An 18,490-nucleotide genomic window follows, 5' to 3' on the forward strand; every position below is an offset into this window, starting at 1 on the left:
GGGGGGAACAGCAACGGCAACGGCAACAGCGGCGACAGCGACGGCGGCAAGGCTCGATCTGACGCGATCAGACGCCACTCCCACCCCTTACACACCCACCTAACGGGTTCCCCCCTTTGAAAAAGGGGGGCCAGGGGGGATTTGCTTTTGCCTTACCCCAAGCAACCCACTAAGACTTAGCCTTAGCCTTCTTCTCCGCCGCCTTACCCCGGCTCTCCTCGATAAACCGATCCACCCGCTGTTCCAGCACCGGCAGCGGCACCGAGCCCAGCGCCAGGATCGCGTCGTGGAAAGCGCGGATGTCGAAGTCCTCTCCCAACGCCTGCTCAGCCTTCGCGCGCGAACGCACAATGCTCATCTCGCCCAGGTAATACGACAACGCCTGCCCCGGCCAGCCGATGTAGCGATCGACTTCGGTTTCGATCTCGTGATCGCTCAACGCCGTGTTGTCGTGCAAGAACGCCTGCGCCTGCTCGCGCGTCCAGCCCAGGTGATGGATACCGGTATCCACCACCAACCGGCTCGCGCGCCACATCTGATAAGTCAGATAACCGAAGTAATCGTAGGGCGTGTCGTACATCCCCATCTCGATGCCGAGCTTCTCCGAGTACAAGGCCCAACCCTCGCCATACGCCGAGATATAGGTGTAGCGACGGAAATCCGGCAGCCCCTCCTGCTCGGCCGCGAGCGAACCCTGCAAGGAATGCCCGGGCGAAGATTCGTGCAGAGTCAGCGCCGGCAGATTGAACAACGGACGCGAAGGCAGGTCGTAGGTATTGAGCAGATATACATCGCGCCCGCCGCGGCCGGCGGTGTAGAACGGCGCCAGATCCGGCGGCACCGGCCGGATCGCGAAACGCTGGCGCGGCAGCAGGCCGATGTAGTTGCCGATCTCGCCGTCCACGCGCTTGGCCAGCCACGACGCGCGCATCATCAGTTCGTCGGCGGTCTTGGGATAGAACTTCGGATCGGTGCGCAGGTAATGCAGGAATTCGGGGAAGCTGCCCTTGAATCCGGTCTTGACGATGGTCTCGTCCATCTGTGCGCGGATCTTGGCCACCTCCTCCACGCCGATCTGATGAATCTGCGCCGGAGTCAGATCCAGCGTGGTGAACTCGCGGATCTTCGCCTGGTACAGCGCTTCGCCGCCGGGCATGGATTCGGCCGCCAATGTGGTGCGCGCCTGCTTCATGTATTCGTTCTGCATGAACGCCAGCAGCTTGCGATACGCCGGCAGCACCGACTCATCGATGGCCTTGGCCGCCTCGGCGCGCAAACGCGCCTGCTCGGCGGCAGGAATATTCGCCGGCATCTGCTTGAACGGCGTGTACAGCAGATTGTCTTCGAGCTTGGCGTCGGCGACTTCCTTGATCGACACGTCGCGCCCGGTCAGCGTCACCCGCGGCACGCTGAAACCGCGCTTGAGGCCGGCGCGCATGTTGCCGATCTGCTCGTCGAAGTAACGCGGAATATCGCGCAGCTGGCCGAGGTAGCGCTGATAGCCGACGACATCGCGGATCGGCCGGCGCGCGGTGAAGCCCAGGTTGGTCCAGAACGCGCTGTCGCTGTTGAACGGCATCTCCCACTGACGCACGCGCTGATTGGCCAGCAGGCTCTGGATCTGCTGGCGGAAGACTTCGTAGTTGACCGGGTCTTCGCCGCTGAGCTGCGATTTGTCGATCGCCGCAAGCTCGGTCATCACCTGCGCCCAGTAACGCTCGCGCGCGGCCTGGCTGGCCGGATCGACCCGCGGCAGATGCGCGGCCGGCTGGCCCTGCACGTCTTCGTCGTCGCCGCCGGCGAACTGCGCCTGGCGCCATTTCCATTCGCGGGTGTACAGCGCCTTGAAGCGCTCGCCGGTCGCGTTGGTCGCGGCGCTGGCGGCGGCGGCGGCGGCCGGTTCGGCGGCGAACGCCGGCGCCAGGCTCAGGCCAATCGACAGCGCGGCGGTCAGCGCGGCCAGGGGCGCGCGCACGGACAAGGAACGGTTCGAAATCATCGCAAGGCTCGGATGGGTCGCGGACGGTGCCGGCCATCATGCGGCAAACCCGGGGCCGGGCCATGTGCCTGAAGTGTCTGCCGCCCGCATCGCGCGGGCCGATTCTTTGCCGCAAACCGCCTTTGCTGCGCCGCCGCGCAGCAAAGGCGCCCAAGCCGGATCAGGGAACCGGCTGGAAGTTCGGATAGGCCGGATGCGGCCGCTCGAACGCGCGCGTGGGCCGGTGCTTGAGGTGCAGATCGAAGAACGCCCGCACATACGCGCGCGTCCCCGCCACCGACTCGGCCGGCGGCACCGTGCCGTTGGCCGCTTCCAGCAGACCCGGCGGCAACGCATCGCCCAGTTGCGACAGGATCGGCGGGTAGTCGCTGAAGCTGAAATGCGCGCCGAGCCGCAGCTGCACCTCGCGCTTCCAGCCGCGCTGGTTGCCCCAGAACTCGATCCACGAGCGGTCCTGGCCTTCCACCGGCACATGCGAATGCCGGCCCGCGCCCATCAACAGGAACGGCTTGTCGAGGCCGTAGCGCGCGGCCTTGATCGGACCGTAAGGCAGATCCTGCGGCGGCCCGTAGGTGGTCGCCAGACGCCCGTCGAAATCAATGCCGGCATCGAAACGGCGATCGAAGAACATCGTCTCCGCCGCGGTGGTTCCGCCGTAGGAATGGCCGTAGAAACCCACGCGCGACAAATCCAGGCCGCCGCGCCAGCCCGGCGGCAACGGCCGCTGCTCGGCATCGGGATTGCGGCCGTAGTTCATCTGGCTCAACGCATCGAGGGTGAAGCGCGCATCGGCGATGCGGGTATCGAGCCACAGCTGCGTCGATTCCACGGTCTCGACCAGATTCACGCCCGGCGCGATGCGGCCGCCGGGAAAGGCGGCGAAGAAGGCTTCGTGTGTATGCGTCATCGACGCGACCACATAACCGTGGCTGGCCAGATCATCGACGCTGCTGCTGTAGATCTCGCGGAAGTACTGCAGGCCCGGCGAAAACAGCACCACCGGCCAGCCGCCCGGCATCGGCTTGAGCGCCGCGCCGCGCGTCGCCGGCCGCCGCGCGCCGGCCCAGTCCACCGCGCCCGGCGCGAATCCGAGCTGCTCCACGGCGAAGCTGTCCATCGTCGCCGCCAACGCCGGTTCGATCCACGGCGCGCGTGGGCCATGCGCGTTGGGCGCGATCGGGTAGCTCACCGTGACCATCCATTCGCGCTTGCCGCCGACGAAAGGATCGGTGCGCGAGCGATCGACCAGATGCAGCTCGACCGTACCGACGCGATACGGCCCGGTGGTCGGTGGCAACGTGAAGGACTTCGGCGGCGCGGCCGAGGCGATGCCGGCGAACAGGGCCGACAACAGCAGGCACAGCGCGGCGAACTCGAGCAACCGCGCTCTTGCGCGGACCGTCGCGGCAAGCGGTATTGCGTTGAAATCTGCGGAACGGCGAGGTAACGATCTGAATCCGATCATGCCAACCTCCTGAGAGCGCGCGGCATCCGGCCGCGCGGCGGAGTGGTCATGCTGGCAAGGCGGCAACGGCGCCGGCACGTGCCGAACGACACGAGAGCGCCGCGCAAACCTTGATCGGTCGCGCATATGCACAAACTGATGCTTAGAGGCGACGCCGGATCGCAGCCGATGCCGCGAGGTTTGTTGTGGGGGGGACTTAAGCCCCGATGTCTAGTGTGGGAGGGAGCTTCAGCCCCGATGCTTTTCGATCCGACATCGCGATCTGGGACAAGAGCATCGGGGCTGAAGCCCCTCCCACAACAGACTTCACCGCTTTCGCTATCTATGAGGTTGCATCAGTACCGCAACCCCATCGCACTCAATCCGCGAACGGCCGGTCGATCGCCACCGACGGCGGCGTGAACCACGCCGCGCCGTCGTCGGTGACATAGAAATGATCCTCCAGCCGCACTCCGAACTGCTGCGGCACCACGATCATCGGCTCGTTCGAGCAGCAATTGCCGCTGTCCAATCCGAGCCGGTTGCCGCGCACCAGATACGGCGCTTCGTGCACGCTCATGCCGCAGCCATGACCGGTGCGATGCGGCAAGCCGGGCAGACGATAGTCCGGCCCCAGCCCGCCGCGTTCGAGCACCTCGCGCGCGGCGCTATCGACCGCTTCGCCGCTGACACCAGGACGCACCGCGTCGAACGCGGCTTTCTGCGCGGCCAGTTCCAGGTCCCAGATGCGCGTCTGCGCATCGCTGGCACGGCCGCAGATGTAAGTGCGGGTGATGTCGGACTGATAGCCCTGCACCGAGCAACCGGTGTCGATCAACACCAGTTCGCCCTCACGCAGCGACTGCTCGCCGGGAATGCCGTGCGGATACGCAGTGGCTTCGCCGAACTGGACGATGCAGAAGGTCGAACCGTTGTCGGCGCCGAGCGCGCGATGGGCTTCGTCGATGAAACGGCGCAACACGCCGGTGGTGACGCCCTCCTCGGCCAGCCCGGCGGCGAGACGATGCACGTGCAAGGTCATCGCCGTGGCCTGCTTCATCAACGCCAGTTCCGCCGCCGACTTGCGCGCGCGGCAACCATCGACGATCGCACTGGCATCGCTCAGGTCCAGCCCCGGCGCGGCCGCGCGCAGGGCGGTGAAGATCGCGAACGCCGCGCCCGGGTCCAGCGCCAGCCGGCTGGCGCCGCGCGCGCGCAAGGTGTCGATCACCAGCGCGCAGGGATCTTCGTGTTCCTCCCACAGCCGCGTTTGGCTGGGAATGTTCACTACGTGCGACAGCGATCCGGCCTCGAACGCAGGACAGATCAGGGCCGGATCGCCCTCCAGGGTCAGCAGCATCGCCACCAGGCGCTCGCTCGCGCCCCACGGCACGCCGGTGAAATAGCGCAGTGAGGTGCCGGCGGTGATCAGCAGCGCGTCGCGTCCGGCCGCGCGCATGCATTCGCGCGCGCGTTCGATCCGGCGCTGGTATTCGGCCGCGTCGATCGCCGCGGCGCGCTCGCGCCACGGCGCCAGCTGCGCGCGCGCCTGTTCCAGGCTCAAGCCACCGATCTGTCGGTTGGAATAGTTCATGGTTTCGCTCCGATATCGTCCGTCGTCCAATGCCCGTCGATGCAACGCGCGATCCCGCCGGGATTGCGGTCGCGCAATTCCGTCGGCAGCAAACTTTCATCGATCTGATCGTAGCAATGCAGCGCGGCGAAGCGGCGGATCGCCGCCGGCAGGCCGACCGAAGTGAAACCCGGATGGCCGGTGCTCGGGTACGGCCCGCCGTGGTTCATCGCCGCGCTCACCGCTACGCCGGTCGGCATGCGGTTGCCGATCAGCCGGCCGACCCGCGGCCGCAGTTGCGCGGCCAGCGCGCCTTGCACATAGGCGTCGTCGGCCGCGGCGTAGATCGTCGCGGTCAGATTGCCTTCCAGCGCGCGCGCGATCGCGATCGTGTCGTGGTAGTCGTCGCGCGTGCGCACGATCAGGCTGGCCGGTCCGAACACTTCGCCGCGCAAACGCGCATCGGCGATGAACGGCTCGGCATCGACCGACCACAGCGCCGGCCGCACCCGATAGCCTTCGCCGCCGGCCGCTTCGCCGCCGCCGATCAAGGTCGCGCCGGCTTCGCGCCAGCGCGCCGAAGCGGTGAGATAGTGATCGCGCCCGCCTTGCGAGAACAACACGCCCTCTCCCGCCTGCGCGAACAAGGCCGACGCCGCTTCGACGAAGGCATCGCCGTGCGCGCTGCGCGGCACCACCACCACGCCGGGGTTGGTGCAGAACTGGCCGGCGCCCATCGTGCACGAGGCGAAGAACTCCTGCGCCAACGCCGCGCCGCGCTCGCGCAAGGCGCCGTCGAGCATGAACACCGGGTTGATGCTCGACAGTTCCAGATACGCCGGCACGCCCGCGGCATCGGCGGCCGCCTTCAGCGCCAGACCGGCGTTGCGGCTGCCGGTGAACGCCAGCGCGCCCAGTCGCGCATCGCCGGCCAGACTCAGGCCGAGCGCGGGATCGAGGTGATACAGCACCTGCAACGCCGTCGCCGGCAGGCCGGCCTCGACCAGCGCGCGATGCGCCAGCTCGGCCAGACGCTGACTGGTCGCCGGATGCGAGGGATGAACCTTGGCGATCACCGGATTGCGCGCGGCGATGGCCGAAGCGAAATCGCTGCCGGCCACGGCGTTGAAGGCGAACGGGAAATTGTTCGGCCCGAAGATCAGCACCGGTTTGTGCAACGGCGCCAGATGCGAACGCAGGCCGGCGGCGGTGTCGATCACCGGCTGCGTCCACGAACGCTCGCGCACCGCGCGCGCGGCCTGGCGCAACTGGCCGGTGGTGCGCGGCAGTTCCACCTTGGCCAATCGCGGCTCGATCGCCAGCGCGGTTTCCAGATGCGCCAGCGCGACCAGATCCGGCGCGTCGTGCTCGATGCCCAGCGCGTAGGCATCGAGGAAATCCGCGATGCGCTCGGGTTCGCACGCCGCCAGCAGGTCGGCGGCCGCGCTGGCCGATGCCAGCGCGGCCTCGACGTCGCGCGCGCCGCTGATCGGAAACGCCGGGCCGAACGCGACCGCGCGGGTCGGATCGAAGGCGCGGAATTCGCCGCCCGAGTCGTGCGAGGCCTGCCAGCGGCCTTCGATCAATACCGGTTCGCGCGCGCCCATGTCAGCGGCCCGGACGCTGCGCGTTGGCGCGTGCGATCACCGCCAGCGCCGCTTCGCGCTCGCCGCCCTGCAGGGTCAGGCGCGGTGCGCGCACGTGCTCGCTGCCCAGGTTCACCTGCGCCTGCACCAGCTTGATCAGCTGCACGAACTTGGGCACGGTGTCCAGGCGCAGCAGCGGCAGGAACCACGCGTACAGCTCGGCCGCGGCCGGCGCGCCGCCGTCGCGGGCGAGTTCGAACAAACGCACCGACTCAACCGGATAGGCGTTGACCAGTCCGGCGATCCAGCCGGTGGCGCCCATCGCGACGCCTTCGACGATGGCGTCGTCCATGCCGACCAGCAGGTCCAGACGCTCGCCGAGCAGCGCGCGGATCGCGGCGAAGCGGCGCACGTCGGCGGAGGATTCCTTGACCGCCTGCAGATTGGCGTGCTCGCCGGCGAGTTCGGCGATCTGTTCCGGAACGAAGTCGGTCTTGTACGCCACCGGGTTGTTGTAAAGCATGCACGGCAGCGAAGTCGCGGCGATCACCGCGCTCACGTGCGCCTTCATCTCGCGCCAGTCGGTGGAATACACATACGGCGGCAGCACCATCAGGCCGGCGCAGCCGATCTTCTCCGCTTCCTGGGCCAGGCGCACCGCTTCGGCGGTGGACAACGCGGCGATGCCCGGAATCACCGGCGCGCGGCCTTTCAGCGCGGCGACCAGCGTGCGCAGGATCGCCAGCTTGTCCTCGAAGCTCAAGGTCGCCGCCTCGCCGAGCGAGCCGAGCGGAACGATGCCGATGCAGCCGGCATCGATCAGGGTGTTGGCGTGGCGGGCCAGGAAATCGTGATCGATCGATCCGTCGGCGTGGAACGGCGTGGTGATGGCGGGAACGACGCCGCGCCAGAATGAAGCATTGCTCATGGGACAGATCCTTGGGTTCGGTGTTGGGGCGTTGCGATGGGGATTGCAGCTGTGTGATTCGGGTTGGAAGGCCGCGCTCAGCGCCGTGGCGTCGTCGCGTCCTGCGCCGGATAAGAAAGCCCGGCCAGACTGGCCAGCCGGGTTGGGAAAACCGGCGGTCGCGCGCCGTGCGCGGGCGCTGCCGGGGTCGATGCAATCGTTGCCGCGCCGGGCGCGAAGCCGCGCAACTCGGTCAGCGCCGCGCCGCAGATGCGGCCCTGGCAACTGCCCATGCCGCAGCGGGTGGCGAGTTTGGCCGCGCGCCAGTCGGCGTATTCGTCGAGCTGGCCCAGGCGCACGTCTTCGCAGCGGCAGATCACGGTTTGCGCCGTCGCCGCCTGGCGCACTTGCGCGCGCAGCGCGAAATGGCGCGGTAGCAGATCGGCGAAGGCGCGCGCGTGTTCGCGGCGCGCGCGCAGGGCGCGTGCGGCGTCGAGCGCGCCCGCCGCCGCGTGGCCGGCCATTTCGCCTTCGATCCGCGCCGCGTCCACGCCGCCGATGCCGCAGGCTTCGCCGGCGGCGTAGATGCCGGCGACGCTGGTGGCCAGATCGTCATCGACGCGAACGCGCGCATGCGCGCTGTCGGTATCGAGCGCGCAGCCCAGCTGCGCGGCCAGTTCGGTGTTGGGCACCAGGCCGTAGCCGACCGCCAGATGATCGACGGCGATACGGCGGCGGCCGCGCGGCGTTTCCAGTTCGACTTCGCGCACGCGATCGTCGCCGTGCGCGGCGCAAACCCAGCTGGCGCCGCGATACGGCACGCCGGCCAGCCGCGCGCGCAGCGCCGCGGCCTGCGCGAGTTTGTCCGGCCAGCGCCACAGCCGCGCCGTGAATCGCGCCAATTCGGCGGCCGGCGCCTGCTCGTGGATGCCGATCACTTTCGCGCCGTGAACGCGCGCGGTCGCCGCCGCGGCCAACAACAACGGCCCGCTGCCGGCGACCAACACGCGCTGGCCGGCGATCGGCCAGCCTTGCTTGACCAGCGCCTGCAATCCGCCCGCGCCGGTCACGCCGGGCAAGGTCCAGCCGGGAAACGGCAACAGCAGTTCGCGCGCACCGGTCGCCAGCACCAGCGCGCGATAGCCCAACTCGCGCGCCAGCCCGGCTTCTTCGATCAACACCTGTCCAGGGGATGCGGCGACCACTTGCGCCTGACCGAGCCAACGCAGGTTGGCGCGCGCCTGCAGCGCCTGGAATTTCTTCCGCGCCGGCGAAACCTCGGGCCTGCGCACATCCTGCCGCCAGACCTGGCCGCCGGCGCGCGCCTGCATGTCCACCAGCACCACGTCCACGCCGTGGGTCGCGGCCGCGCGCGCCGCCGCCAGTCCGGCCGGGCCGGCGCCGATCACCAGCACGTCGCAGACCTCAGTCATCGCAGTGCACCTGCATGCCTTCGCGGGCGAGCGTCATGCACGCGCGCTGGTGGGCGACGCCGTCGATGCTGACCCGGCATTCGAAACACACTCCCATGCCGCACAGCGGCGCGCGCGGCTCGCCTTCGCGCGAACGCCGGAAGCGCAGCGACGCCAGCGCCACCGCCGCGGCGACGTTGGCGCCGGCGGGGACTTCCACCGCGACGCCGTCGATCAGCAAGCGCACCGGCGCGGATTTCATCGCAGCACCCGTTCGGGCAGGAACGGCGCCGGGTCGATCGCCGGCGCGCGCCGCAGGATCTGGTCGATCAGCAACTGCGCCGTCGCCAACGCGGTGGTCACGCCCAGGCCTTCGTGACCGGCCGCGACCCAGGTGTCGGCGCGCACGGCCGCCGCGCCGATATAGGGCCGGCCGTCGGCGGTGGTCGGGCGAAAGCCGGTCCACACTCGCAAGGCTTGCAGCTCGCGCAGCATCGGCAGGAAGGCGAAGGCGCGTTCGAGCATGCGCCGCAGCATCGGCATCGACACCGCGCGGTCTTCCACGCCGAACTCGCGCGATGAGCCGATCAGGATCTGCCCGGTCGGCCGCGGCTGCACGTTGAAGGCGACGCTGCTGTCGGCGTCGCCGTGAGCGCTGTCGGCATAACCCAGTTCCAGCAGTTGATGACGCACGCGCCCGGGATAACGTTCGGTGATGACCAGATGGCCTTTACGCGCGCGCATCGGCAACTGCGGCAGCAACTGCGGCAAGGCGCAGCCGGTGGCGAGCAGCACCGGGCCGCTGAGTTCGCTGCCGTCGTCCAGGCGCGCGCCGTTCGCGGTCAAGGCGACGACGCGGCGGCCGAGATAACAATGAGCGCCGCCTTCGCGCGCCAGGTCGAGCAGATGCGTGGCGACTCGCGGTGGATACACCACCGCCTCGTCCGGCACCCGCATGCCGCCGCACAGGCCGGGCACCAGTTCGGGTTCCAGGCGATACAACTCTTCGGCCTCGATGCGCTGCGCACGCACGCCGACCGCGGCCAGGCGCGCGACCTTGGCCGCGACGCCGTCGAGTTCGCGCGGCTCGCGCGCCACCCACAAGGTGCCGCAGCGGCTGAATTCGGCCTGCGGCAGATCGGCGAAGCGTTGCCACAAGCGCAGCGAGTAATTCGACAGCGCCAGTTCGGCCGGATCGTCGTCCATCGCCACCAGATGGCCCATCGCCGCGGCGGTCGCGCCGCCGCCGACCGGGCCGGGTTCCACCACCGCCACGCGCAGGCCTTCGCGCACCGCGCCCTCGGCGCAGGCCGCGCCGACGATACCGGCGCCGATGACGATGAGGTCGTAGCTGGTCATGGCGACGCCGCGCGCGCTCAGCGCGCCGCGATGCCCCAGGCGAAGGGATCGCGTTCGTCGATCAACAGCCGTGACTCCGCGGTGATGTGCGCGCTGCCGGTGATGGTGGGCAGCACGCCGCGCTCGCCGTGGACGTAGGAGCCTTCGAACACGCTGCCCAGCACGCTTTCCTGCCGCCACGGCGCGCCCGGCGCGAGTTTGCCGTCGGCGGCCAGGCAGGCGAGTTTCGCGCTGGTGCCGGTGCCGCAGGGCGAACGGTCGTAGGCCAGCCCCGGACACAGCACGAAGTTGCGGCCGTGGTTGTCGGCCGCCGTCGCGCCGGTTTCCAGTTCGATGTGATCGATCTGCGCGCCGTCGGCGCCGGTGATGCCGGCCGCTTCCAGCGCGTGGCGGATGGCTTCGGCATGCGCGGTCAGTTCGCGCTGATGGGCCAGGGAAATTTCGCGATCGGTCTTGGCGATGAAGAACCAGTTGCCGCCCCAGGCGACATCGCCGCTGACTTCGCCAAAGCCCGGCACCTGGATGCGCACCTGCGCGGCGTGGCGCCAGCTCTCGACGTTGTCGATCGACACGCGGCCGTCTTCGTGCAGATGCGCGCCGACGGTGCCGACCGGGGTGTCGATGCGATGCAGGCCGGGACCGATCCGGCCCAAGTGCTGCAAGGTCCGCACCAAACCGATCGTGCCGTGGCCGCACATGCCCAGGTAGCCGACGTTGTTGAAGAAGATCACCCCGGCGCAGGCGTCGGCCGATCGCGGCGGCAGCAGCAGCGCGCCGACGACCGTGTCCGAGCCGCGCGGCTCGCAGGCGATGGCGCTGCGCCAATGGTCGAATTCGGCACGGAAGCGGTCGCGCTGTTCGGCCAGGGTGCCGGCGCCCAGATCGGGAAATCCGGAGACCACCACGCGGGTCGGTTCGCCGCCGGTGTGCGAGTCGATGATGTCTAGGCTATGCATGCCGACATGCTCGCGGCCCGGGCCGTCCGGGTCTAGCGGTCCTTGCCGGCATCGGATGCGGAATTCGGCATAATCGGTACGACCCTGTCCCGCCGGTTCCGAACCGGCCGCGAGCCGCCCATGCCCACTGCCCTTTCCAGCCCGCCCACCGCCGCGGTGGCGATCGACGCCGAGCTCATGCAGACGCTGTGCGACGCGCTGCCCGACGTGGTGTTCTTCGTCAAGGACGGCGCCGGCCGCTACACCCACGCCAACCTGACCCTGGTGCGGCGCCTGGGGCTAAAGCGCCGCGAGGACGTGATCGGGCGCGCGGTGACCGAAGTGTTTCCGGCACGGCTGGGCGGGCGTTACGCGATCCAGGACCGGCGCGTGCTGGCCGGCGAGATCATCGAGAACCAGCTCGAAGTGCATCTGTATCCGAACCGGCAACCGGGCTGGTGCCTGACCGGCAAGCGGCCGTTGCCGCTGGCCGGCGGTGTCGGCGGATTGGTCGGGCTGTCGCGCGACCTGGGCTCGCCCGATGGGCGCGATCCTACCTATGAACGGCTGCGCCGCGTCACCGAGCACATGCAGCAGAACTATGCCGGGCCGCTGCGGGTGACCGCGCTGGCGCAGGTGGCGAAATTGTCGGTCGCGCAACTGGAGCGGCATTTCCAGAAGGTGTTTCAGCTTACGCCGCAGCAGGCGATAACCAAGATGCGGATCGAAGCGGCGATGCGCGAGTTGCGCGGCGAGGCCAGCATCGCGCAGGTCGGCTTGGCTTGCGGGTTTTCGGATCAGAGCGCGTTCGCGCGGCAGTTCAAGGCGACGGTGGGGATGGCGCCGCGCGACTATCGGGCTTCGCATCGGGATTTTGGCGCTGGCGATTGAGGGTGCGCTGATGATTGGGGTAGAGCAAATCCCCCGGCGCAGTTGCATCCGTCTGAAGCGGGCTACGCAGGCGCCAGCCCCCTTTTTCAAAGGGGGCGAAGTTTCAGCGCCTTCGTTCACTTGTGGTCGTCGTTACCGACGTTGCTGTTGCCGTTGCTGTTCCCCCCTTTGAAAAAGGGGGGTAGGGGGGATTTGCTTCACCCAGCCAACGCAATAGCCTCAATTTCAATCCGCCAAGCCTCATCGTAAATCCCGGTCACCACCACACTGACCGATGGCCGCGCCACGCCGGCCAGACGTTCGCGCCGCAGTTCGCGTTCACGCCGACGATCCCCGGATCGAGCAAGAAACACCGTGACCTTCACCAAATGCCGCAATTGCATATCGGCAGCGGCCAACTGCGCTTCGAGATTCCGCCACGCCAACCGGCATTGCTCGGAAAAACGCGCAGGCGTGTTGCCCTCGGCATCGGTCGGCACCTGCCCGCTGATGAACAACAAACGCGAGCCGGCGTTGATCGGATGCGCGATCGCCACTTCAGACTCTACCGGCGCAAGTTCGGCGGCACCCGTCGCACGCCCCGCCACCAGCAACACCGCCGCGGTACCGCCTGCAAGGAAATCGCGTCGCTGCATACCGGCCTCAGCGCGCCGATGCCGCGGCGGACGACGGCCAGCGCCCGCTGTCTTCGAACGCACCCGCCACCGTCCCGGCCAATTTCTTCGCCAAACGCCCATCCGGGTCCAGGTCGGGATCGAAGATCGTCAACTCCATGCCCGCCGCCTTCGGGCTGGCCAGCAACTGCGCGAGCAAGGCGCGCAATTGTTCTAAATCCAGGCCGCCGGGATTCGGCGAATCCACCGCCGGCATCACCCGCTCGGCCAGTACGTCGGCATCGACGTGAATCCAGAACCCCTGCGTCGGCATCGCTTCCAGGCGCGAGCGCGCGGCGCGGCCAGCGACAGCGGCGCCGTCGCGGCGGATCGCGTCGGCGTCGATGCTGTGGATGCCCGAGCGCTCGAACGATTCGAACTCGTAGTCGCTCTTATCGCCCTCTTCCAGCACCAGCCCCAGATGCACCACATCGCGCGCCTGGAAATACGGCGATTGGCCGCGCAGATCCGTCAACGCCGACGGGCCGTGCCCGGTCGCCAAGCCCAGATCGAGCCCGGCGGCGGTGAAATAGCCTTGGTAGCGTTTGCGATCGCGGGCATAGGAAAAGTCGTCGTGCGCATCGACGAAGGCCAGCCCGTAGCGGCCGCGCTGCTTGAGCGCCAGTCCGCTGCCGAGCAGCACGCTGCAATCGCCGCCGATCATCAGCACGAACTCGCCGCCGTCGAGCAAGGGCGACAGCCGATCGGCCAGCGACTGACTGTAATCGCGCAAGGCCGCGCCGTTACGGAAGCCGATGATGCGATCGGGTTCGGGCGAGTACGCCGGCGCTTCGACGCGGCCCGCGTCGCGCGCGCGCAAACGCTGCACCAGCCCGGTCGCGCGCAACGCGTCGGGCATGCGGCGCACGCCCGGCTCCGCGCCCGGCCTGGGCGGACGCAGGCCCAGATTGCTGGGCGCATCGATGACCGCAATGGCGGCGCGGCCCGGGGACAACGACGAAGCGGAACGGGACATCGCGGCTCCTGGGTTAGGGCCCGGCGCTTGCGCGCACGCGCCCAAGGCCGGCAGCAGCCAGGCGATCAGCAGCATCCGCAGGGACCAAGGCCGCATCGGCTTAACCCTCTAAATATAAATTAAAGGTTATTGACGGCGCGCAAACCTGTCAACCTAGGTTTGCCGGTTACCGACGGACGGGCCTCGCCGCGTCGTCCGCGATTCCAGTAGGATCGGCCGGCATACGCGCCGGGCGGGCACAACGGGCCGGTGCTCGTACCCGACCTCCAGCGGATTCACCGATGATCGACCCTCAGCTTCGCCGCAACCCGCGCCGGATCGGCCGGCGTTGCGCCGCCCTCGCCCGCACCGTCCTGTCGTCGAGCCTGCTGGCCTTGGCCTGCGCGTTCCCGGCCGCGGCCGACAGCGCGCAGGCGCCGGTCGAAGTGCGCACGCCGTGGCCGCCGGCCGCGGTGCCCGGCCGCGACGGCCTCGCGCATCTGGCCTATGAGCTGCACATCACCAACTTCTATCGCTCCGGCGCGACGCTGCGCCTGCACCGCATCGAGGTGTACGCGGACGATGCCGCCGCGCCGCTGGCCAGTTTCGAAGGCGAACGGTTGCTGCGCCTGCTCGGACCGGAAGGCGCGGGGGACGATGCGACCAAGGCGCTGGCGATTGCCGGCGGGCAGCGCGCGACCGCCTTCGTCTGGCTGGATCTGGGCAAAGGCCAGAACGCGCCACGCAGCCTGCGCCATCGGATCGAATTCCGCGACGACAAGGGCGCGAGCCAGTTCGTCGACGGCGCCCGCGTCGCGATTAACACCGACTCGCCGGTGGTGCTCGGCGCGCCGCTGCGCGAGGGCCGCTGGTTCGCGTACGAAGGCCCGTCGAATTCGCAATCGCATCATTGGGGCAGCGTGGTCGCGGTAGATGGACAGGTCACCATTCCGCAGCGTTACGCGATGGATCTGATCGGGCTCGATGCGCGCGGCCATGCCGTGCGCAAGGGCGTCGCCGACCTGCGCAAGAGCCGGCACAGCGATTGGATCGGCTACGCCGCGCCGGTCGTGGCCGTGGCCGACGGCGAAGTCCAGGCCGCGCGCGATGGCGAAGGCGAACATGCACCGCTGGCGCCGCAGACCGAGCCGGTCTCGCTCAGCGCCGATGCCTTATACGGCAACTACGTGATTCTGAAGATCGCGCCGTCCGTGTACGTGCACTACGCGCATCTGCGCCCGGGCAGCGTCGCGGTCAAGACCGGCGAGCGCGTGCGCAAGGGCCAACTGCTCGGCGCGCTGGGCCAGTCCGGCAGCTCCGGCGGCCCGCATCTGCACCTGCACGTATCGAATTCACCGAACTTCGAAGGCTCGGAAGGATTGCCGTTCGTATTCGACCATTTCGGTTTCGACGGAACCTGGATGATCGATCGCGCCCTGGCGCCGGACTCGGCGCTCGCGCCCGGATCGCAGATGCACGAGGGTCAGATGCCCTTGGATAACGACGTGATCGAATTCCAACCGAAGTCGCACGCGAACCAGCCGTGAAGCGCCTACATCGGCCTGCGATGCGCAGGCCGGCAAACGCTGCGCCATCGGCAAAGCGCTGGCGGGCAGGAACGAGCGGACATGCTCATCCCGTCAGAAACCAATGAGATCGCGCCGGCAACTGTGCCGGCGCGATCGAACCCTCAGAACTTGTAGCCGACCGTGAAGCTGTAACTGCGCCCGAAGATGCTGGCGTAATCGCTGGAATCGCCGAGGAAGCTGTTGGGATCGTAGAACGGCATCCGGTCGAACAGGTTCTTGACGGTGATACCGACGTTGAGCTTGTCGGTCGGACGCCAGGTCACGCTGAGGTTGGCCGTCCACCACGACGGCACGCCGTCGCACTGGGCCTTGGGCAGCGCCAGGAAACCGGCGGTGCAGGTCTCCGGGTTGTTGTCCTCCGCGTCGATGCGCTCGTACGCCCACTTGGTTTTGCCGACGTAGTTGACGAAGAAGCTGGAGGTCACCTGACGGTAGTTCCAGTCGGCGTTGATCGTGGCGCGCAGGCGCGGGTTGCCGTAGTAACCCACGGTGTTGCCGTAGTACCAGCCGTTCTCGTCGTCCAGATAAGCCTGGTTGCGGCGCGCGATGGTGGCGGCCAGCCCGACATTCAGGCTGCCCCACTCGCCCAGCGAGAAGCGGCTGCGCGCATCGATGTCGAAACCATCGACCAGGGTGCGACCCTTGTTCTTGTACCGGCCGACGACGCTGGCCACGTTGCCGACGCTGTAGCCCGGCAGCGTGCCCGGGCAGGCCACGCCGCTGGCCGGATCGGCGCACATCGCCGCCAGCGCGGCGAGCGCGGCGCGGTCGGAATCGGTGATCGGCGAGCGGGTCGAGGACTGGATGTCTTCTTGCTTGCTGAAATCCGGCGCGGCGATTTCGTTGCGGCGATAGATGAACCAGTAGTCGGCCGACACCGACAACCAGTCCAGCGGCTCGAACACGAAGCCCAGGGTGGCGATCTTCGCCTTCTCCGGCTTGAGGCCCTGGTTGGGCTGGGTCATGCGCGCCACGGTGCGGCTACAGTCGGCATTGAGCAGCGAGTTGCCCAGGTCCACGTCGCCGCTGCGGCGCGATTGCCGCAGCAGGTTGGCGATGGCGTTGGTCTCGTCGCAGCGGACTTCGTCGCGATAGCCGCCGAGCTGGGCGAACACGCCGCCGGTGCCGGCCTCGGCCAGACTGGGGGCGCGGAAGCCTTCCGAATACGTACCGCGCAACAGCAACTGCGGCAACACTTGGTACTTCAGGCCGATCTTCGGCGCGACGTTAGCGCTGAAGTTCGGATACTTGTCCACGCGCAGCGCGGCGTCGAGTTCCAGCTTGTCGGTCAGCGGCGCGACCGCTTCGGAGAACAAGGCGTAGGTGTTGCGCTTGCCGTCGAACCACGAGCCGCCCTGCTGGGTGATCAGGCCGTTAGCGGCGTCTTCGTTGCCCGGGGTGTAGAAGGTTTCGCGGCTGATGTTGAAGCCGAACGCGGCGCGCACTTCGCCGGCCGGCAGGTTGAACAACGGGCCTTCGATCTTGCCGTCCAGGGTGTGCAGGCGGGTCCAGGACTGGATGTCGAAGGTCGGATAGGCCGCGCGCAACAAGGCGCCGTTGGCCTCGCTGATCTCGCCGAACTTGTACGCCGGATGATCGGAGATGATCACCCGGCCGGTGCCGGGATCGATGGTGAACGGGCCGAAGGCCTTGCGGAAACCTTCCAGGTTGACGTTGATGGTCTGATAGGTGACCGAGTGCGTGCCGGCGGTGGCGAACGCGGTTTCCCAGTTCCAGTCGCCGATGCTGCCGCGCAGGCCGCCCAGCGCGCGATAGCTCTGGTCGGTGTTGCGCTGGCCGAAGTAGTCGTCGCCGGCGTCCTGCATCAGATAATTCAGGCCGACCACGCCGCCCATCATCGCCTTGAGCTCGGGACTGGCGTGGTTGTACTCGTTATTCGGGCCCAGGAACGGATAGCGGAACTGGTTGACGGTGGTGCCGGTGTTGCGCGAGAACCAGCTGGTCGGGTTGCCGGTGGTGCTGCCGAACGCGCGCGGCGTGCCGCCGTTGGCGCGCAGGTCGATGTCGGTATAGGTCAGCTCGGCGAAGGCTTCGGTGTTCTCGCCGATCAGGAAATGCGCGTTGACGTAACCGGTCATGCGCTCGGTCTGCGCGCCGGCGTCGATCTCGTTGTTCATCCAGGTCTGCCAGATGCAACGCGGGCCGGCGGCTTCGCCGGTGAGCACGTTGTCGCAGCCCGGAGCGGCTTCCTGCCGGCGCGCGCCGGTGGCCGGATCGAAGGCGAAGTAGCTGCCGGGATTGAACACGCCCGGCTTGCTGCCGGTGCCCAGGCGCAGGTTCTTGAGGTAGTTCGGGTTGTTGACGTAGTACTGCTTCGGACGCTTGTCGTAGAAATCGCTCAGCGGGATCGCGTCGCGGCGATACAGGTTGACCGAGGCGTAGACGTTGTAGCGGTCCTTGTCGAGATCGCCGAAGCCGGCGGTGATGCTGGCCTGGTGCTCGCCGTAGGAATCGATGCGCGAGGACTTGTCGGTGGTGATGCTGACTTCCGCGCCCTGGTAATTGCGCTTGGTGATGACGTTGATCACGCCGGCCACCGCGTCGGTGCCGTACACGGCCGAGGCGCCGTCGGTCAGCACTTCCATGCGTTCGATCGCCGCGGCGGGAATGGCGTCGATGTTGACGAACTGGGTCTGGAACCCGGCCGGCGCGCCGTAGTACGACAGGCGGCGCCCGTTCAACAGCACCAGCGTGCCCTGCGCACCGAGGCCGCGCAGATTGGCCTGCGAAGCGCCGTCGGAACCGGTGAACAGCGAGCGCGAATCCTGCTGCGCCGGACGCGCGGCCGGCAGGTTGTCGAGCACCTGCAACAAGGTGCGCGCGCCCATGTTCTCGATGTCCTGCTTGCTGATGACCTGCACCGGCGAAGCGGTTTCCACATCGGTGCGGCGGATGTTGGAACCGGTGACTTCGATGCGGGACAGCTCGGTGGTTTTTTCCTTGCTGTCGGTGCTTTCGGCGCCATCCTGTGCGGCCGCGATGGAAACATGGCCCAGCAGCGCGGCCGCCAGGGCCAACGACAGCGGGGTGACGGGAATGCGGTTTGCGCGGTGACGGCGCGGACGGCGGCTTGCGGGCAACATCGGAACTCTCCTGGCAGGACTGCAGCGCGGATGGCGGACGAAAGGCAACAGCGATCCCGGGCCGCGGCCGGAAGGCCGCAGTC

At 68.2% G+C, this 18,490-nt stretch carries 15 protein-coding genes; 3 read left to right on the forward strand and 12 right to left on the reverse strand.

Annotated elements, in window-relative coordinates:
* Window positions 1–169: 169 nt before the first annotated feature.
* Window positions 170–1,999: a DUF885 domain-containing protein gene (locus tag AB4Y92_RS19765; protein WP_441821216.1), complete on the reverse strand. Its 1,830-nt coding sequence runs from the start codon at window positions 1,997–1,999 to the stop codon at window positions 170–172.
* Between the two features lie 160 nt (window positions 2,000–2,159).
* On the reverse strand, window positions 2,160–3,380 hold the full coding sequence (locus AB4Y92_RS19770; RefSeq protein WP_441821217.1) for an alpha/beta hydrolase family protein: 1,221 nt from the start codon (window positions 3,378–3,380) through the stop codon (window positions 2,160–2,162).
* A gap of 290 nt (window positions 3,381–3,670) precedes the next feature.
* Between AB4Y92_RS19770 and AB4Y92_RS19775 the strand changes: the two genes are divergently transcribed.
* Window positions 3,671–3,895 (forward strand): DUF6053 domain-containing protein, encoded by a 225-nt coding sequence (locus AB4Y92_RS19775; RefSeq protein WP_441821218.1) that lies wholly within the window; start codon window positions 3,671–3,673, stop codon window positions 3,893–3,895.
* Here the strand turns inward: AB4Y92_RS19775 and AB4Y92_RS19780 are convergent.
* The 7 genes from AB4Y92_RS19780 to AB4Y92_RS19810 all read right to left on the reverse strand — a co-directional run bounded on the left by AB4Y92_RS19780 (window position 3,823) and on the right by AB4Y92_RS19810 (window position 11,236).
* The gene (locus AB4Y92_RS19780) at window positions 3,823–5,037 is read right to left on the reverse strand and encodes a M24 family metallopeptidase (protein WP_441821219.1); all 1,215 of its coding nucleotides are present in this window, start codon (window positions 5,035–5,037) and stop codon (window positions 3,823–3,825) included. The genes AB4Y92_RS19775 and AB4Y92_RS19780 overlap by 73 nt on opposite strands.
* Entirely contained in the window at window positions 5,034–6,623 is a 1,590-nt protein-coding gene (locus AB4Y92_RS19785) for an aldehyde dehydrogenase family protein (protein ID WP_441821220.1), read from the reverse strand. Before AB4Y92_RS19785 ends, AB4Y92_RS19780 begins: the two co-directional genes overlap by 4 nt.
* 1 nt (window position 6,624) lies before the next feature.
* Window positions 6,625–7,530 (reverse strand): dihydrodipicolinate synthase family protein, encoded by a 906-nt coding sequence (locus AB4Y92_RS19790; RefSeq protein WP_441821221.1) that lies wholly within the window; start codon window positions 7,528–7,530, stop codon window positions 6,625–6,627.
* Between the two features lie 77 nt (window positions 7,531–7,607).
* Window positions 7,608–8,942 (reverse strand): FAD-dependent oxidoreductase, encoded by a 1,335-nt coding sequence (locus AB4Y92_RS19795; protein ID WP_441821222.1) that lies wholly within the window; start codon window positions 8,940–8,942, stop codon window positions 7,608–7,610.
* The gene (locus AB4Y92_RS19800) at window positions 8,935–9,183 is read right to left on the reverse strand and encodes a 2Fe-2S iron-sulfur cluster-binding protein (protein WP_441821223.1); all 249 of its coding nucleotides are present in this window, start codon (window positions 9,181–9,183) and stop codon (window positions 8,935–8,937) included. Before AB4Y92_RS19800 ends, AB4Y92_RS19795 begins: the two co-directional genes overlap by 8 nt.
* On the reverse strand, window positions 9,180–10,280 hold the full coding sequence (locus AB4Y92_RS19805; RefSeq protein WP_441821224.1) for an NAD(P)/FAD-dependent oxidoreductase: 1,101 nt from the start codon (window positions 10,278–10,280) through the stop codon (window positions 9,180–9,182). Before AB4Y92_RS19805 ends, AB4Y92_RS19800 begins: the two co-directional genes overlap by 4 nt.
* Before the next feature lie 17 nt (window positions 10,281–10,297).
* A complete protein-coding gene (locus AB4Y92_RS19810; RefSeq protein ID WP_441821225.1) occupies window positions 10,298–11,236 on the reverse strand; it encodes a 4-hydroxyproline epimerase in 939 nt (312 codons plus the stop codon).
* Window positions 11,237–11,356: 120 nt separating this feature from the next.
* Between AB4Y92_RS19810 and AB4Y92_RS19815 the strand changes: the two genes are divergently transcribed.
* A complete protein-coding gene (locus AB4Y92_RS19815; protein WP_441821226.1) occupies window positions 11,357–12,106 on the forward strand; it encodes a helix-turn-helix domain-containing protein in 750 nt (249 codons plus the stop codon).
* 197 nt (window positions 12,107–12,303) lie between these two features.
* On the opposite strand, the gene AB4Y92_RS19820 is transcribed toward AB4Y92_RS19815, so the two are convergent.
* Window positions 12,304–12,741, reverse strand: a complete 438-nt coding sequence (locus AB4Y92_RS19820; protein ID WP_441821227.1) for a RidA family protein — start codon at window positions 12,739–12,741, stop codon at window positions 12,304–12,306.
* A gap of 7 nt (window positions 12,742–12,748) precedes the next feature.
* Window positions 12,749–13,735, reverse strand: a complete 987-nt coding sequence (locus AB4Y92_RS19825; RefSeq protein WP_441821228.1) for an arginase family protein — start codon at window positions 13,733–13,735, stop codon at window positions 12,749–12,751.
* A 281-nt stretch (window positions 13,736–14,016) separates the two neighbouring features.
* Here AB4Y92_RS19825 and AB4Y92_RS19830 point away from each other — a divergent pair, with 281 nt between their 5' ends.
* Entirely contained in the window at window positions 14,017–15,261 is a 1,245-nt protein-coding gene (locus AB4Y92_RS19830; protein WP_441821229.1) for a M23 family metallopeptidase, read from the forward strand.
* 143 nt (window positions 15,262–15,404) lie between these two features.
* Here the strand turns inward: AB4Y92_RS19830 and AB4Y92_RS19835 are convergent, their stop codons facing one another.
* Entirely contained in the window at window positions 15,405–18,407 is a 3,003-nt protein-coding gene (locus AB4Y92_RS19835) for a TonB-dependent receptor domain-containing protein (protein WP_441821230.1), read from the reverse strand.
* Window positions 18,408–18,490: the final 83 nt, after the last annotated feature.

Origin of the sequence: Lysobacter sp. TAB13, from assembly GCF_052113885.1 — a bacterium.
Taxonomy (GTDB): Bacteria; Pseudomonadota; Gammaproteobacteria; order Xanthomonadales; family Xanthomonadaceae; genus Lysobacter; species Lysobacter gummosus.

Bases quoted from the DNA above. Each gene is read 5' to 3' on its own strand.
- AB4Y92_RS19765 (WP_441821216.1), bottom strand. From the start codon at position 1,999: ATGATTTCGAACCGTTCCTTGTCCGTGCGCGCGCCCCTGGCCGCGCTG.
- AB4Y92_RS19775 (WP_441821218.1), top strand. From the start codon at position 3,671: ATGTCTAGTGTGGGAGGGAGCTTCAGCCCCGATGCTTTTCGATCCGAC.
- AB4Y92_RS19780 (WP_441821219.1), bottom strand. From the start codon at position 5,037: ATGAACTATTCCAACCGACAGATCGGTGGCTTGAGCCTGGAACAGGCG.
- AB4Y92_RS19785 (WP_441821220.1), bottom strand. From the start codon at position 6,623: ATGGGCGCGCGCGAACCGGTATTGATCGAAGGCCGCTGGCAGGCCTCG.
- AB4Y92_RS19790 (WP_441821221.1), bottom strand. From the start codon at position 7,530: ATGAGCAATGCTTCATTCTGGCGCGGCGTCGTTCCCGCCATCACCACG.
- AB4Y92_RS19795 (WP_441821222.1), bottom strand. From the start codon at position 8,942: ATGACTGAGGTCTGCGACGTGCTGGTGATCGGCGCCGGCCCGGCCGGA.
- AB4Y92_RS19800 (WP_441821223.1), bottom strand. From the start codon at position 9,183: ATGAAATCCGCGCCGGTGCGCTTGCTGATCGACGGCGTCGCGGTGGAA.
- AB4Y92_RS19805 (WP_441821224.1), bottom strand. From the start codon at position 10,280: ATGACCAGCTACGACCTCATCGTCATCGGCGCCGGTATCGTCGGCGCG.
- AB4Y92_RS19810 (WP_441821225.1), bottom strand. From the start codon at position 11,236: ATGCATAGCCTAGACATCATCGACTCGCACACCGGCGGCGAACCGACC.
- AB4Y92_RS19815 (WP_441821226.1), top strand. From the start codon at position 11,357: ATGCCCACTGCCCTTTCCAGCCCGCCCACCGCCGCGGTGGCGATCGAC.
- AB4Y92_RS19820 (WP_441821227.1), bottom strand. From the start codon at position 12,741: ATGCAGCGACGCGATTTCCTTGCAGGCGGTACCGCGGCGGTGTTGCTG.
- AB4Y92_RS19825 (WP_441821228.1), bottom strand. From the start codon at position 13,735: ATGTCCCGTTCCGCTTCGTCGTTGTCCCCGGGCCGCGCCGCCATTGCG.
- AB4Y92_RS19830 (WP_441821229.1), top strand. From the start codon at position 14,017: ATGATCGACCCTCAGCTTCGCCGCAACCCGCGCCGGATCGGCCGGCGT.
- AB4Y92_RS19835 (WP_441821230.1), bottom strand. From the start codon at position 18,407: ATGTTGCCCGCAAGCCGCCGTCCGCGCCGTCACCGCGCAAACCGCATT.